Origin of the sequence: Marinobacter maroccanus, assembly GCF_002933275.1 — a bacterium.
Taxonomy (GTDB): domain Bacteria; phylum Pseudomonadota; class Gammaproteobacteria; order Pseudomonadales; family Oleiphilaceae; genus Marinobacter; species Marinobacter maroccanus.
In genome coordinates this window covers 306,911-321,831 of sequence record NZ_PSSX01000002.1, presented here as the reverse complement: position 1 = coordinate 321,831, position 14,921 = coordinate 306,911, and the positions used below count along the sequence as shown (strand labels likewise).

The following is a 14,921-nucleotide window of genomic DNA, read 5'->3' as shown; positions in this document are numbered from 1 at the left end:
CAAGACGTGAGAGAACACAGCAACATGAGCAGGGCGTATAACTTTTGTGCAGGTCCGGCAACTTTGCCGGAGAGCGTGCTTCGTCAGGCGCGGGATGAAATGCTCGACTGGCGCGGTACCGGCATGTCGGTGATGGAAATGAGCCATCGCAGTGACGAGTTTGTCCAGATTGCCGAGACTGCAGAAAAAGATCTGCGTGAACTGGCCGGCGTGTCGGATGACTACGCCGTTCTGTTTATGCAGGGTGGGGCGTCCAGCCAGTTTTCCACCATTCCCCTGAATCTGCTGGGCGAAAAAGACTCTGCGGACTACGTGAACACCGGCATCTGGTCCAAAAAGGCCATTGCCGAGGCCAGTCGCTATGGCAAGGTGAACGTGGTCGCGAGTTCGGAAGACAGTGGCTTTACCACGATTCCGGACCAGTCTTCCTGGCAGACCAGTGCCGATGCGGCGTACCTGCATTACACGCCCAACGAAACCATCGGTGGCCTGGAATTCGATTTTGTTCCGGATAGCCCGGGCACACCGCTGGTCGCCGACATGTCCTCATCGATGCTTTCGAGGCCGGTGGACGTTTCCCGGTTCGGCGTGATCTACGCCGGTGCCCAGAAGAACATCGGTCCCTCAGGACTGGTGGTTGTCATTATTCGCAAGGATCTCCTCGGCAAGGCCCGAAAGCAGACCCCGACCATGATGAACTATCAGGTGATTGCGGATAACGGCTCCATGTACAACACCCCGGCCACCTACTCCTGGTACCTGGCCGGTCTGGTGTTCAAGTGGCTGAAAGAGCAGGGTGGTGTGAAGGCGATGGGTGAGGTCAACCTCCGCAAAGCCCGCAAGCTCTATGACTTTATCGACACCAACGAGTTTTACGCCAACCCGATTGACCCGCGATTCCGTTCCTGGATGAACGTGCCGTTCACCCTGGCGGATGATGCCCTGAACGGCGAGTTCCTGAAGGGTGCGAATGCCCGTGGCCTGCTGAACCTCGCCGGACACCGCTCGGTTGGCGGAATGCGAGCGAGCATCTACAACGCGATGCCCGAGGCCGGTGTGGATGCGCTGATTGACTACATGACCGAATTTGCGAAGGAGCGTGGCTGATCATGAGTGACGAGCAGGTTCGGCTCGGAGAGCTGCGGGACGAGATCGATCAGATTGATCAGAAGATCATGGAACTGATCAGTGCCAGGGCCGCCTGTGCCCAGGAAGTGGCCCACGTTAAAATGACCGCCAATCCGGGGCAGAATGTCTTTTTCTACCGCCCGGAGCGGGAAGCCCAGGTGCTTCGTCGCATCAAGGAACAGAACCCGGGGCCGCTGTCCGGTGAAGAAATGGCCCGCCTGTTCCGGGAAATCATGTCTGCCTGCCTGGCGCTGGAAAAGCCCATGCACATTGCCTTCCTGGGACCGATTGGCACCTTTACCCAGGCGGCAGCGCTCAAGCATTTTGGCCACTCGGTGGTCAGTGTGCCACTACCGGCCATTGATGCGGTGTTCCGGGAGGTCGAATCCGGCGCAGCCCATTACGGCGTGGTACCGGTGGAAAACTCTACCGAGGGAATGATCAACCACACCCTTGATATGTTCATGTCCTCGCCGCTCAAGATCTGCGGTGAGGTTCAATTGCGGATTCATCATCACCTGTTGGTGTGTCCGAAGCATGGCGACCAGGAAATTACCCGGATTTACTCTCACCAGCAGTCCTTTGCCCAGTGCCGTCAGTGGCTGGATACCCATCGCTACGGCATTGAGCGGGTCACCGTCTCCAGCAATGCGGAAGCTGCCCGACGCGCCGCCGAAGAGCCGGGTACCGCAGCCATTGCCGGTGACATGGCGGCCGAGCTCTATGGCCTGGAAAAGCTCGCAAACAGCATTGAGGATCGCCCGGACAACACCACCCGGTTCCTGATCATTGGCCGGGAGGAAGTGCCGGCCAGCGGTCACGACAAGTCATCTATCCTGGTGTCCATGCGCAACAAGCCCGGGGCTCTGTATCAGCTCCTCGAGCCTTTCCACCGTCATGGCCTCAGCCTGACCAGAATCGAAACGCGGCCCTCGCCCAGCGGTACCTGGGCCTACGTGTTCTACATCGATTTCGAGGGACATATGGAGGATGAGCAGGTCCGGAAGGTGCTGACGGAAGTGGACGAAGAGGCCGTTGAACTCAAGCGCCTGGGTTCCTACCCCATTGGCGTGCTTTGAGTATCCACACCTGCGTTTCTGAGAAAGTAGTGTCGAGGACGATATATGGCCATTGATTACCAGAGTCTGGCGGTTCGCGGCGTACAGGCGCTCTCACCCTATCAGCCAGGCAAGCCGATCGAAGAGTTGGCCCGTGAGCTGGGCCTCAACCCGGCGGAAATCATTAAGCTTGCCAGCAACGAAAACCCGCTCGGGCCCAGCGAAAAGGCCCTTGCGGCAGCCCGGCAGGCGTTATCCGAACTTTGTCTGTACCCCGATGGCAACGGATTCAATCTCAAGCAGGCGTTGTCGAAGCGTCTGAACGTTGGAATGAATCAGATTACCCTGGGTAACGGATCCAACGATGTTCTGGAAGTGATTACCCGTTGTTTTGCTGATGCGGATTCCGAAGTCGTATTCTCCCAATATGCGTTCGCCGTTTATCCTCTGGTGACCCAGGCTATCGGCGCCAGGGGTGTGTCTGTGCCTGCCCGGGAGTGGGGGCACGATCTGGATGCCATGGCAGAGGCGGTTACCGATCGTACCCGCCTGGTGTTTGTCGCCAACCCCAACAATCCCACCGGCACGGTTCACACGGCAGATGCCATTGAGGCTTTCCTGAACAAGATTCCGGCGAACGTGCTTGTGGTCCTGGATGAGGCCTATTGCGAATACCTGACCGGAGAGCAATATCCGGACGGTGTTGAACTTCTGGCCCGTTTCCCGAACTTTATCGTCTGCCGCACGTTTTCCAAAGCTTGGGGGCTGGCGGCTCTGCGGGTCGGGTACAGCATCTCCTCACCGGCCATTGCGGATATTCTGAACCGGGTGCGTCAGCCGTTTAATGTGGATACAGTTGCCCTTTCTGCAGCCACGGCCGTGCTTGAAGATGAGGACTATCTCCAGCGTTCCCGGGAGGTGAACACGGCTGGTCTGCTTCAGTTGCAGGAGGCATTCGACCGGATGGGGCTCAGCTACATTCCGTCGGCAGGGAACTTCGTGGCCGTGGAAGTGGGGGAGCAGGCCATGGGCGTGTACCAGTCCCTGCTGGCGCACGGCGTAATTGTCCGGCCCATCGGCGGCTATGGCATGCCCCGGCATCTCCGGGTTTCTGTCGGGCTTCCGGAAGAAAACGAGCGCTTTATTGATGCACTGGCGCAGGCCTTGGCGGCCTCGGGGTTGAGCGACTGATATGGCGTCGTCCGAGCCTTTGTTTAAAAGGGTAGCGGTGATTGGCCTGGGGCTGATTGGCGGCTCCCTGGCCTGCGCGATCCGACGTAACGGGCTGGCGGGCACAGTTGTTGGTACAGACCAGCGCGATGAAGAGCTACAACTCGGCAAAGAGCTGGGTGTAATCGACCAGTCGGCCTCTTCGATCGCCGAGGCGGTCCAGGGGGCGGACCTGGTTGTGCTGGCCGTTCCTGTACGGGCTACCCGCAAGGTTCTTGAACAGGTTCGCCCGGCACTGGAACTGGACGCGATACTGACTGACGTGGGTAGCACCAAATCCAGTTTTGTGACTGATGTTGAGGCGGTGTTCGGCAGCCTGTCTCCTCGTGTCATTCCCGGCCACCCTATTGCCGGTTCGGAGAAGAGCGGCATTCGGGCGGCGAACCCCGAGCTTTTTGCCAACCACAAGGTCATTCTTACGCCGCCTGATGACGTCAGCCAGCCCCACCTTGCCCGGCTGAAAGCGCTGTGGGAGGGTTGTGGTGCCACGGTGCTGACCATGTCGGTGGCGTATCACGACGAGGTGCTGGCAGCTACCAGCCACCTGCCGCACCTGATTGCGTTCTCCCTGGTGGATACCCTGGCGGGTGAAGATGAGAACATGGATATCTTCCGGTATGCCGCAGGAGGCTTCAGGGACTTTACCCGGATTGCGGCCAGTGATCCGGTGATGTGGCACGATATCTTTCTGTCGAACCGCGATGCGGTTCTGCGTGTGATTGATCACTTTACTCACGACCTCGAACAACTGCGTACTGCCATTGCCAATCAGGACAGCGCCACGTTGTTGCGGGTTTTCAGTCGCGCCAAGGCGGCGCGTGAACATTTTTCGAAGATGCTCTCAGGACAGGCTTACGTGACAAACAACAGTGAAAAGCAGGTAACGTTCCGTCTCAAGCCCGGTGGCGCGATTACCGGTGATATCCGGGTGCCCGGCGACAAGTCGATGTCGCACCGTTCAATAATGCTGGGTGCGCTGGCGGACGGCGTCACCGAAGTGAAGGGATTTCTGGAAGGTGAGGACAGCCTGGCCACGCTTCAGGCGTTCCGGGATATGGGCGTGACCATCGAAGGCCCGGATGACGGCTTTGTGCGGATCCACGGCGTTGGCATGCACGGGCTGCAGGCGCCAAGGGGGCCGTTGTATCTGGGTAACTCCGGAACGGCCATGCGGTTGTTTGCAGGGCTGCTGGCAGCACAGCCCTTTGATTCAGAGCTGACTGGCGATGCGAGTCTCTCCGGTCGCCCGATGGGGCGGGTTGCTGATCCGCTCAGGGCCATGGGCGCCGTGATTGATACCGCGGAAGGTGGTCGCCCGCCGTTGAAAATTCGTGGCGGCCAGAAACTGTCCGGTATTCATTATGAAATGCCGGTGGCCAGCGCCCAGGTGAAGTCCTGCCTCCTGCTGGCCGGTCTCTACGCAGAGGGCAGTACATCGGTGACCGAGCCGGCTCCCACCCGCGATCATACCGAGCGCATGCTGGCCGGCTTTGGCTATCACGTTCATCGTGACGGTGCGACCGCCAGTGTCAGCGGTGGCGGCAAACTGACGGCGACCAATATTGATGTGCCTGCTGATATCTCGTCGTCCGCGTTTTTTCTGGTAGCCGCGAGTATTGCTCCAGGATCTGATCTGGTCCTGCGGCATGTGGGGATGAACCCGACACGGGTCGGTGTGATCAACATCCTGAACCAGATGGGTGCCAGTATTGAGATTCTGGACGAGCGCGAAATCGGTGGCGAGCCGGTTGCTGACCTGCGGGTCCGCTCGGCGGAGTTGCAGGGTATCGATATTCCGGAAGATCAGGTGCCCCTGGCCATCGATGAATTCCCGGTGCTGTTCATCGCCGCAACCTGCGCCAAAGGCCGAACGGTACTGCGGGGCGCAGAGGAGCTTCGGGTCAAGGAAAGCGACCGGATACAGGTCATGGCTGACGGCCTGGCCGCTCTGGGTGTGGAAACCACGGTAACGCCGGACGGCATTATCATCGATGGCGGCCAGACTATTGGTGGCGGCACCGTGAACAGTCACGGAGACCATCGGATTGCCATGTCTTTCGCGGTGGCATCGCTCCGCGCCGAGGGAGAGATCACAGTTACCGATTGTGCGAATGTGGCTACATCTTTCCCGGGATTTGTGGAACTTGCGCAAGATACGGGAATCAATATCTCAGCCGAGGGGGCTGAATAATGTCAGATAGCAGTGCGCCGGTGATTACCGTGGACGGTCCCGGGGGCTCCGGCAAAGGCACGATTACCCAGATGCTGGCCCGAAAACTGGGTTGGCACCTGCTTGACAGCGGGGCCTTGTATCGGCTGACGGCACTGGCCGCGGTTCGTCAGGGTGTGTCTCTGGATGATGAAGCCGGCCTGGTGAACGTCGCTGCCGGACTGAATGTGGCGTTTGAGCCCACGCCGGCAGGCGAACCGGTGAAAGTCATTCTGGCAGGGCAGGACGTGACCGCAGATATACGTACGGAATCCGCTGGCGACAATGCTTCAAAGGTGGCTGTGATGCAGCCGGTCCGGGACGCTCTTTTGCAGCGCCAGCGCGACTTCCGGCAGGCGCCGGGCCTGGTGGCCGATGGCCGTGATATGGGAACGGTGGTGTTTCCCGATGCGCCGGTGAAAATCTTCCTGACGGCAAGCGCCGAGGAGAGGGCTCAGCGGCGCTATAGCCAGTTGAAGGACGCGGGTGTCGATGTTAATATTGACGCCCTTTTAGAGGAGATACGGGTTCGTGATGAACGGGATATGAACCGTTCCGCAGCCCCTCTCAAACCCGCAGATGATGCGCAAGTCATTGATTCTACGGGATTGAGTATAGAAGAGGTGTTGGACAGGTGTATGGCTGCAGCAGGCCAGGCCTGACTACACCTTTTTGTCGTTGAAATGCCGGATGTAGCGCTATCTGCCAGCCACAGGCTTAATCCGGAACTTGTTAACAGACCGTGTTGCTGGTGGCACGGAGTACACTTGCGTTGATCATATAGGACTCATAATGAGCGAGAGCTTTGCGGATCTTTTTGAAGAAAGCCTAAAAGAAATTGACATGCAACCGGGTTCCATCGTCCAGGGAACCGTTGTAGACGTCGATAACGACTGGGTCACCGTTAACGCCGGACTGAAGTCCGAAGGCGTTATCCCCGCCTCCCAGTTCCTGAACGAAAAAGGCGAGTTGGAAATTGCTATCGGCGACGTTGTCGATGTAGCTCTCGACGCTGTTGAAGACGGCTTCGGTGAGACCCGTCTGTCCCGTGAAAAGGCCAAGCGTGCAGAAGCCTGGAAGGTACTCGAGAAGTCCTTCGAAGCTGAGGAAGTGGTTAAAGGTATCATCAACGGTAAGGTCAAGGGTGGTTTCACCGTCGATCTGGCCGGTATCCGTGCCTTCCTGCCTGGCTCGCTGGTAGACGTTCGTCCGGTTCGCGACACCGCGCACCTGGAGAACAAAGAACTCGAATTCAAGGTTATCAAGCTCGACCAGAAGCGTAACAACGTGGTTGTTTCCCGCCGCGCCGTTCTGGAAGCTGAGAACAGCGCCGAGCGTGAAGCTCTGCTGGAAACTCTGACCGAGGGTATGGAAATCAAAGGTATCGTCAAGAACCTGACCGACTACGGCGCGTTCGTAGACCTGGGTGGTGTTGACGGCCTGTTGCACATTACCGATATGGCCTGGAAGCGCATCAAGCATCCGAGCGAAATCGTGAATGTTGGCGACGAAATCAGCGTTAAGGTTCTGAAGTTCGATCGTGAGCGCAACCGTGTTTCCCTCGGCCTGAAGCAGTTGGGCGAAGATCCCTGGGTTGATATCAAGGGCCGTTACCCGGAAGGCAGCAAGGTTACTGCACGCGTTACCAACCTGACTGACTACGGTTGCTTTGCTGAGCTGGAAGAGGGTGTTGAAGGTCTGGTTCACGTCTCTGAAATGGATTGGACCAACAAGAACATCCATCCGTCCAAGGTTGTCCAGGTAGGCGACGAAGTGGGTGTGATGATTCTGGATATCGACGAAGAGCGTCGTCGTATTTCCCTGGGTATCAAGCAGTGTGTATCCAACCCGTGGGAAGATTTCTCCAGCAACTTCAACAAGGGCGACCGCATCTCCGGTAAGATCAAGTCAATCACTGACTTCGGTATCTTCATCGGTCTGGATGGCGGCATCGACGGTCTGGTTCACCTGTCTGACATCAGCTGGAACGAGACTGGCGAAGAAGCGGTTCGTGAATACAAGAAGGGTGACGAAGTTGAAACCGTTATCCTGTCTGTTGATCCGGAGCGCGAGCGTATCTCCCTGGGTATCAAGCAGCTCGAGAGCGATCCGTTCGCCGAGTTTGTACAGCTGAACGACAAGGGCTCCATTGTTAAGGGCACCGTGTCTGCAGTTGATGCCAAGGCAGCTACCATTGCCCTGAACGACGAAGTTGAAGCGGTACTGAAAGCCTCCGAAATCAGCCGTGACCGTGTTGAAGACGCACGCAATGCGCTGAAGGAAGGCGAAGAAGTTGAAGCGAAGATCATCAGCATCGACCGCAAGAACCGCATCATCAACCTGTCTGTGAAGTCCAAAGACGTTGAGGACGACAAGCAGGCACTGGAAAATGTGCGGACCAAGACTGCGGAAACTTCCTCTGGTGCGACCACCATCGGTGATCTCATCAAGGAGCAGATGCAACAGCAAAACGCCAATAAGGACTAATCCTCCGGTTGGTACGAAAAAAACGGGCTCTAAGAGCCCGTTTTTTTTGTGTTTTTTTCTGGTTTGGCTAAACTAGGTAGTCATGGGAATCCGGTAACCGACGGCCGAATAAAAACGAAAGAGGGAAACGCCTCATGACGAAGTCCGAACTGGTCGAGCTGATTGCTTCCAAGCAGACTCAGCTCTCCGTTAAAGATGTCGAACTGGCTGTAAAAACCATCATTGAGCACATGTCCCAGTCGCTTGCCGATGGTCAGAGAATAGAAATCCGGGGATTTGGCAGTTTTTCCCTTCACCACCGGGCCGCGCGCACCGGGCGCAATCCGAAAACCGGTGAGGCTGTCCAGCTGCCTGCCAAGTTTGTGCCGCACTTCAAACCCGGCAAGGAATTGAGAGAGCAGGTCAACGACAGCTTGAAGAAAGGCTTTTAACAGCTGGTCAGGGAACGCGTATAATTCGGGCTTTGAAGCCCTTTGGGAGTGCTATTGCTATGGCAGGATTGCAGAAGATCCTCATTATTCTGTTGGTTTTGGTCCTGGTTCTGCTGGCACTGGTATTCTCGCTCAATAATCAAATGGCAGTTTCCCTCAACTTCCTGCTGTTTGAAACCCAGCCCCATGGTGTTGCCGTCTGGATTATCATGGCATTTGTTGTCGGTGCCCTCGTTGGCGTGCTGATGACCATGCTGGCCACCGTCCGCACCTCGGTGTCCCGGCGAACCCTTCAGAAGCGACTTGATCGTGCCGAGCAGGCATTGGAGAAATCCAGGGCCCAGAACGACCGGACTCTTTAATGGATATGGTACTTCAGTGGCTGCTGCTGACAGTTGCAGTCGCCGTTGGCTGGCTTGTGGGCCGGCTGGGAAGCAATGACAGCCGATCCGGAAAGACGATTTCCGATGAGGAATCGGTGAAGGATCGTCTCCAGTTCCTTTTCACCAACTACTCTGACCAGGCTGTTGAAAATTTCGTCCAGTCCCTTGCGGTAAACAAGGACACGGTCAGTCTGCACCTTTCCATTGGTAGCCATTTCCGCAACAAGGGTGAAACAGACCGGGCCATATTGATCCACCAGAATCTGCTGGCCAGGCCCGAACTGCCTCCACGTTTTTCACCACAGGTAACCCTTGAGCTTGCCCGGGATTATCTCAATGCCGGTCTGCTTGACCGTGCCGAGGCGCTGCTGCACCAGTTGATGGGCGACAAAGAGTACGGGCGGCACTCCTCCCAACAGCTGATCGATCTCTATCAGCAAGAGAAGGAGTGGGCTAAAGCTGCCGAGGTTGCACGGACCCTGACCCGGGGCGACGCCGACCCTGCCATGTTCAAGGTTCTGGCCTATCTGACCTGTGAGCTGTCCGAGGAGTCCCTGAAACAGGACGACCGCTGGGCCGCACAGAAGCTGGCCAGGGAAGCGCTCGACTATGATCGCTCATGCGTTCGGGCCAATCTTATTCTGATGAAGCTGCTGGTTCGTCAGGGTAGTTACCGGGAAGCCGGCAATCAGTGCCTGAAAGTGTTTGATCAGAACCCGGAATTTGGGTCGGAAGCGATCGACCGTTTGATGAAGCTTGAGCACGAACACGGCGACATCGGCAGGCTTGCGAAAAAGCTGCGCAAGCTATACGAAAGTTATCCGAGCACCAGTCTGCTGCTTGCCCTCGTTGAGTCCGTAGAGCGCGCTTCGGGACGACCGGCAGCCATCGATTTACTCAGGCAGGAGCTGGAAACGCGCCCGAGCGTACGCGGTCTGCTCAGGTTGGTGGAAATGGCCGGCTACGAAAAAGGCATGACTACCGATGAAGGCAGGTTGGTAAGCCGCATTGGTCACCTGATACTGGCCAACCGTCCGGTGTATCGCTGTGTCAGCTGTGGCTTCTCAGGTCGTCAGCTGCACTGGCTGTGCCCGAGCTGCAAGCAGTGGGAAACCGTCCGCCCGATACAGGGTGTTGAAGCCGAATAAACCTTTACCGAATTTCCGCAGGACAAATGAACGTGCAAACCGCCAACGATCCCAAGATCATCGTCGCCCTCGACTTTCCCTCCCAGAATCCGGCCCTTGAGCTGGTCGACAAACTGGACCCTGCCAAATGTCGCCTGAAAGTGGGCAAAGAACTGTTCACCCGTTCCGGCCCGCAACTGGTCGAGGGACTGCAGAAGCGTGGATTCGAGGTGTTCCTGGACCTGAAATTCCATGACATCCCCAACACTACGTCAGCAGCCGTTGCGGCTGCTGCCGATCTTGGTGTCTGGATGGTCAATGTGCACGCCTCTGGCGGCGAGAAAATGATGACCGCCTGCCGGGAACGCCTGGAACCCTTTGGCGCGGACCGTCCGCTTCTGATCGCCGTCACCGTGCTCACCAGCATGAACGCCGACGACCTGGCAGGCATCGGCATCACCGATTCCCCGGAGGCCCAGGTATCCCGCCTGGCAACCCTCACGAAAAACTGCGGCCTGGACGGTGTCGTCTGCTCCGCGCAGGAGGCGCCCAAGCTCAAAGCCGAGCAGGGCGCTGACTTCAAGCTGATCACACCGGGTATCCGTCCGTTGACTGCCGATAAAGGCGATCAGCAGCGCATCATGACCCCCACAGATGCCCTTAAAGCTGGTTCTGACTACCTCGTGATTGGCCGGCCGATTACTCAGGCGTCTGACCCGCTGGCTGCCTTGGAGGCTATTCACTCAGAGGTGATTGGGCTCTAGCTTTGTGCGGCCCTTGAATCCTGATCGGGCCTTTGAGTAATGGTGGCAGGGACAGCTGTCCCGTTTGGACCTTTCAGTTGCCCGCCATTTAACGAAGGGTGTAGGTCGGATTAGCGCAGCGTAATCCGACAAACCAATTGAATCCCAGCTTAGTAAATTCCATTGTCGGATTACGCTGCGCTAATCCGACCTACATTTATGTGCCAAACCAATTTGCGCATGGTTAGGTGGTTTGCGTAAATTTGGATAATATTCGGCAATTCCATCTTTCAGGATCGGATCGGTGGTGTGGGGTTGCCCTCCCAAAAATGTCTGTGGCCATGGATGGCCACAGTCAAGCGCACATGGACGTGCTCGTAGCGGTTTTTGGGAGGACGACCCCACACCACCAGCCCCGAATGCAGCAGGCTAGGGCAGGAGCCTACATCACCACCTAAGATGTGGTTAAAAACCTAATGCAATAAAAGAAGGCAATAAAAAACCCGCTAACTCAAAGAATTGGCGGGTTTTCAGAATAGTGGCTCCCCGAGCTGGGCTCGAACCAGCGACAAACGGATTAACAGTCCGTTGCTCTACCAACTGAGCTATCGGGGAACGTCGTCGTGTGACGAGGCGCGTATATTAAGTTGGCAATACCGCCCCGTCAACCCCTGGCCAGAACTTTTTAGCCAAGCGCTTTCTGAAGACGTTCGACAGCCTTTTCCAGGTTTTCCATGCTGGTGGCGAAGCTCAGGCGCATGTGGCCAGGACAGCCGAAGGCGGAGCCCGGGACCAGTGCCACGCCGGCGTCGGTCAGCAGCTTCTCCGCGAACTCCACGTCGCTGCTGACGCTGGAATCCGCATCAATGGCGCCCTGGAAGCTGGGGAACACATAGAAGGTACCGTCGCCGTTCAGGCACTCGACGCCCGGCATCTTGTTCAGTGCTTCTACCAGCCAGTCGTGGCGTTCCTTGAAGGCCTTGACCATGTCGCCTACGCAGGCCTGATCGCCATCAAGCGCAGCCTGTGCCGCTGCCTGGGAGATGGAGGCCGGGTTGGAGGTGCTCTGGGACTGGATCTTCTTCATGGCGCCGATGATTTTTGCCGGGCCAGCCGCGTAGCCGATACGCCAGCCAGTCATGGAATAGGCTTTGGATACGCCATTCAGCACGAAGGTACGGTCATACAGTTCAGGCGTCGCGTTGAGGATGTTGCAGAACGGCTTGCCGGTCCACAGGATCGGCTCATACATGTCGTCAGTGGCGATCATGATGTTCGGGTGCTTCTTCAGCACCTCGCCGATGGCCTGCAGCTCTTCCAGGGTGTAGGCCATGCCGCTCGGGTTCGAGGGGCTGTTGATCACGAACAGGCGGGTACGCTCGGTGATGGCGTTTTCCAGTTGTTCCGGCGTGATCTTGAAGCGGGTCTCGGCGCCGGTTTCAATGATGACCGGTTTGCCCTCGGCGACCAGCACCATGTCCGGGTAGGAAACCCAGTAGGGCGCCGGGATGATGGCTTCGTCACCCGGGTTCAATGTGGCAAGTGCGAGGTTGAAAAAGCTCTGTTTGCCACCACTGCTTACCAGTATCTGGTTGGCTTCGTAATCCAGGCCGTTGTCCCGTTTGAACTTCGCAATAATCGCTTTTTTCAGGGCTGGCGTACCATCAACGGCGGTGTATTTGGTCTGGCCGTTATTGATGGCTTCAATGGCTGCCTGTTTGATGTGATCAGGTGTGTCGAAGTCCGGCTCGCCGGCACCCAGGCCGATAATGTCCTGGCCTGCTGCGCGGAGTTCCGCGGCCTTGTTGGTGACTGCGAGGGTGGGAGAGGGCTTGATTGCCTGTACTCGGCTGGAAAGTTGAAGGTCCAAACTTGCGCTCCTTAAAGCTGCGTCTGATAGGGCTGCGACCGCCGGGTGCCAGAGCTGCTGGCTGATTTTCGCCCAGCCGTCGATCGCACTGATGGTATCATGAAGCCAGTGTATCGCTAAATTTCTCTAATGGTAGGGGCTGTTACGCCTCTGCATCGGTTTTACCGGAGGTTTCCGCCAGTTATGGCCAGTAATCAGGCAAACGTTTCCACCAAAGAAGGTGTGTTCAAGGTGGATTCACCGTTCCAGCCAGCAGGTGACCAGCCCAAGGCAATTGAGGGGCTGGTGGATGGCATTCATTCCGGTCTCGCGCACCAGACGTTGTTGGGGGTGACCGGCTCCGGTAAAACTTTCACCATCGCCAATGTCATCCAGCAAATCCAGCGGCCAACGATCATCATGGCCCATAACAAGACCCTGGCGGCCCAGCTCTATGGTGAGTTCAAGGAGTTCTTTCCGGATAACGCTGTAGAGTATTTCGTCTCCTACTACGACTACTACCAGCCCGAAGCCTACGTGCCCTCGTCGGACACGTTTATCGAGAAAGACGCCTCTATCAACGAGCACATCGAGCAGATGCGTCTATCCGCCACCAAGGCATTGCTGGAGCGACCGGACGCCATCATCGTGGCGACGGTTTCGTCCATCTATGGCCTGGGTGATCCCCAGTCGTATCTGAAGATGATGTTGCACCTGGATCGGGGTGATCAGATTGACCAGCGGTTCATTCTGCGGCGCCTGGCCGAGCTGCAATACACTCGCAATGACGTGGAATTCCACCGGGCCAATTACCGGGTCCGGGGCGATGTCATCGATGTGTTCCCGGCCGAATCGGAAAAAGAGGCGATCCGCATCGAACTGTTCGATGACGAGGTGGAGAATCTCAGCTATTTCGACCCACTGACCGGTGAGGTATTGCGGCGGGTGCCGCGGGTAACCATTTACCCGAAATCCCATTATGTGACGCCCCGGCAGACGGTGCTGGATGCGGTTGAGCATATCAAGGTGGAGCTGGATGAGCGGCTGCAGCAGTTGCGGGACAACAACCGCCTCGTGGAAGCCCAGCGCCTGGAGGAGCGAACCCGGTACGACATCGAGATGATGCTGGAGCTGGGCTATTGCAACGGCATCGAGAACTACTCACGCTATCTCTCCGGTCGCCGCCCTGGTGAGGCGCCCCCGACACTGTTTGATTACCTGCCACCCAACGCCTTATTGGTGGTGGATGAGTCCCACGTGACCATTCCTCAGATCGGTGCCATGTACAAGGGCGACCGTTCCCGTAAGGAAACGCTTGTGGAATATGGCTTTCGCCTCCCATCGGCACTGGATAACCGGCCCATGAAGTTTGAAGAATGGGAACGAATCGCACCACAGATGATTTTCGTTTCTGCAACACCGTCGAACTACGAGGCCGAACACGCGGGGCAGGTGGTGGAACAGGTAGTGCGACCGACTGGCCTGCTGGACCCCGAGATCGAAGTGCGCCCGGCCTCCACTCAGGTGGACGACCTGCTTTCAGAGATCCACACCCGGGTGAAAGTGAAGGAACGGGTCCTTGTGACAACGCTGACCAAGCGTATGGCGGAGGATCTCACCGACTTCCTGATGGAGCACGACATCAAGGTTCGCTATCTGCACTCGGACATCGATACCGTGGAACGGGTCGAGATCATCCGGGACCTCCGGCGGGGCGAGTTCGATGTGCTGGTGGGCATCAACCTGTTGCGGGAAGGTCTGGATATGCCAGAGGTCTCGCTGGTGGCCATCCTGGATGCCGACAAGGAAGGGTTCCTGCGGTCCGAGCGGTCACTGATCCAGACTATGGGCCGCGCCGCGCGGAATGTTCACGGTAAGGCCATACTCTACGGAGACCGGATTACAGGCTCCATGCAGCGGGCCATTGATGAAACGGAGCGTCGCCGGGCCAAGCAGGAGGCCCATAACCTGGAGCAGGGTATTACTCCTCAGGGGCTGAACAAGAAGATTGCCGACATTATGGAAGGTGCCGGTGGCGGCGGGCGCGGCCGTCGCAAGGCTGAGCGTCCGGGACAGAAAGCAGCGGAAGAGGCCGAGCAGTACCGGGCCAAGGCCGGCAACCGGTCTCCGGAGGAAGTCCTCAAGGAAGTATCCCGTCTGGAGGACGAAATGTACAAAGCCGCCTCCGAGCTGGATTTCGAAACGGCAGCCCGTCTGCGGGACGATATTGCCGAGTTGAAAGAGGCTGCCCTGCGGACAGGTTAGTCTGGACTTGG

The 14,921-nt window shown here is 57.4% G+C and carries 12 protein-coding genes and 1 tRNA gene; 11 read left to right on the top strand and 2 right to left on the bottom strand.

All coding sequences use genetic code 11. The features are described 5' to 3' along the window. The first annotated feature begins 24 nt into the window (after positions 1-24). The 10 genes from serC to pyrF all read left to right on the top strand — a co-directional run bounded on the left by serC (position 25) and on the right by pyrF (position 10,817). On the top strand, positions 25-1,107 hold the full coding sequence (gene serC / locus KEHDKFFH_RS04045) for a 3-phosphoserine/phosphohydroxythreonine transaminase (RefSeq protein ID WP_104320721.1): 1,083 nt from the start codon (positions 25-27) through the stop codon (positions 1,105-1,107). 2 nt (positions 1,108-1,109) lie between these two features. After that, entirely contained in the window at positions 1,110-2,207 is a 1,098-nt protein-coding gene (gene pheA / locus KEHDKFFH_RS04040; protein WP_104320720.1) for a prephenate dehydratase, read from the top strand. A gap of 45 nt (positions 2,208-2,252) precedes the next feature. Then, positions 2,253-3,377 (top strand): histidinol-phosphate transaminase, encoded by a 1,125-nt coding sequence (hisC, locus tag KEHDKFFH_RS04035; RefSeq protein WP_104320719.1) that lies wholly within the window; start codon positions 2,253-2,255, stop codon positions 3,375-3,377. Between the two features lies 1 nt (position 3,378). After that, a complete protein-coding gene (locus KEHDKFFH_RS04030) occupies positions 3,379-5,607 on the top strand; it encodes a bifunctional prephenate dehydrogenase/3-phosphoshikimate 1-carboxyvinyltransferase (RefSeq protein WP_104320718.1) in 2,229 nt (742 codons plus the stop codon). Next, positions 5,607-6,287, top strand: a complete 681-nt coding sequence (gene cmk, locus KEHDKFFH_RS04025; protein WP_104320717.1) for a (d)CMP kinase — start codon at positions 5,607-5,609, stop codon at positions 6,285-6,287. Before KEHDKFFH_RS04030 ends, cmk begins: the two co-directional genes overlap by 1 nt. Before the next feature lie 130 nt (positions 6,288-6,417). Further along, positions 6,418-8,112: a 30S ribosomal protein S1 gene (rpsA, locus tag KEHDKFFH_RS04020; protein WP_008172063.1), complete on the top strand. Its 1,695-nt coding sequence runs from the start codon at positions 6,418-6,420 to the stop codon at positions 8,110-8,112. Positions 8,113-8,246: 134 nt separating this feature from the next. Beyond that, positions 8,247-8,543 (top strand): integration host factor subunit beta, encoded by a 297-nt coding sequence (locus KEHDKFFH_RS04015; RefSeq protein ID WP_007154691.1) that lies wholly within the window; start codon positions 8,247-8,249, stop codon positions 8,541-8,543. Positions 8,544-8,602: 59 nt separating this feature from the next. Further along, positions 8,603-8,905 (top strand): LapA family protein, encoded by a 303-nt coding sequence (locus KEHDKFFH_RS04010; protein WP_064230620.1) that lies wholly within the window; start codon positions 8,603-8,605, stop codon positions 8,903-8,905. Further along, positions 8,905-10,074, top strand: coding sequence for a lipopolysaccharide assembly protein LapB (gene lapB / locus KEHDKFFH_RS04005; RefSeq protein ID WP_104320716.1), 1,170 nt, complete (start codon positions 8,905-8,907; stop codon positions 10,072-10,074). The genes KEHDKFFH_RS04010 and lapB overlap by 1 nt, the downstream gene beginning before the upstream one ends. Before the next feature lie 26 nt (positions 10,075-10,100). Next, entirely contained in the window at positions 10,101-10,817 is a 717-nt protein-coding gene (gene pyrF, locus KEHDKFFH_RS04000; protein WP_104320715.1) for an orotidine-5'-phosphate decarboxylase, read from the top strand. Positions 10,818-11,335: 518 nt separating this feature from the next. On the opposite strand, the gene KEHDKFFH_RS03995 is transcribed toward pyrF, so the two are convergent. Together KEHDKFFH_RS03995 and KEHDKFFH_RS03990 are read right to left on the bottom strand one after the other, a co-directional pair. Beyond that, positions 11,336-11,411, bottom strand: a tRNA-Asn gene (locus KEHDKFFH_RS03995). A 70-nt stretch (positions 11,412-11,481) separates the two neighbouring features. After that, a complete protein-coding gene (locus KEHDKFFH_RS03990) occupies positions 11,482-12,666 on the bottom strand; it encodes a pyridoxal phosphate-dependent aminotransferase (RefSeq protein ID WP_104320714.1) in 1,185 nt (394 codons plus the stop codon). Between the two features lie 183 nt (positions 12,667-12,849). On the opposite strand from KEHDKFFH_RS03990, the gene uvrB reads away from it, so the two are divergent. Further along, positions 12,850-14,910: an excinuclease ABC subunit UvrB gene (gene uvrB, locus KEHDKFFH_RS03985; protein WP_104320713.1), complete on the top strand. Its 2,061-nt coding sequence runs from the start codon at positions 12,850-12,852 to the stop codon at positions 14,908-14,910. Positions 14,911-14,921 lie beyond the last annotated feature (11 nt).

Excerpts from the sequence above, each read along its gene's own strand:
- uvrB (WP_104320713.1), top strand. The coding sequence starts at position 12,850 with ATGGCCAGTAATCAGGCAAACGTTTCCACCAAAGAAGGTGTGTTCAAG.
- hisC (WP_104320719.1), top strand. The coding sequence starts at position 2,253 with ATGGCCATTGATTACCAGAGTCTGGCGGTTCGCGGCGTACAGGCGCTC.
- pheA (WP_104320720.1), top strand. The coding sequence starts at position 1,110 with ATGAGTGACGAGCAGGTTCGGCTCGGAGAGCTGCGGGACGAGATCGAT.
- KEHDKFFH_RS04015 (WP_007154691.1), top strand. The coding sequence starts at position 8,247 with ATGACGAAGTCCGAACTGGTCGAGCTGATTGCTTCCAAGCAGACTCAG.
- cmk (WP_104320717.1), top strand. The coding sequence starts at position 5,607 with ATGTCAGATAGCAGTGCGCCGGTGATTACCGTGGACGGTCCCGGGGGC.
- rpsA (WP_008172063.1), top strand. The coding sequence starts at position 6,418 with ATGAGCGAGAGCTTTGCGGATCTTTTTGAAGAAAGCCTAAAAGAAATT.
- lapB (WP_104320716.1), top strand. The coding sequence starts at position 8,905 with ATGGATATGGTACTTCAGTGGCTGCTGCTGACAGTTGCAGTCGCCGTT.
- serC (WP_104320721.1), top strand. The coding sequence starts at position 25 with ATGAGCAGGGCGTATAACTTTTGTGCAGGTCCGGCAACTTTGCCGGAG.
- pyrF (WP_104320715.1), top strand. The coding sequence starts at position 10,101 with ATGAACGTGCAAACCGCCAACGATCCCAAGATCATCGTCGCCCTCGAC.
- KEHDKFFH_RS04030 (WP_104320718.1), top strand. The coding sequence starts at position 3,379 with ATGGCGTCGTCCGAGCCTTTGTTTAAAAGGGTAGCGGTGATTGGCCTG.
- KEHDKFFH_RS04010 (WP_064230620.1), top strand. The coding sequence starts at position 8,603 with ATGGCAGGATTGCAGAAGATCCTCATTATTCTGTTGGTTTTGGTCCTG.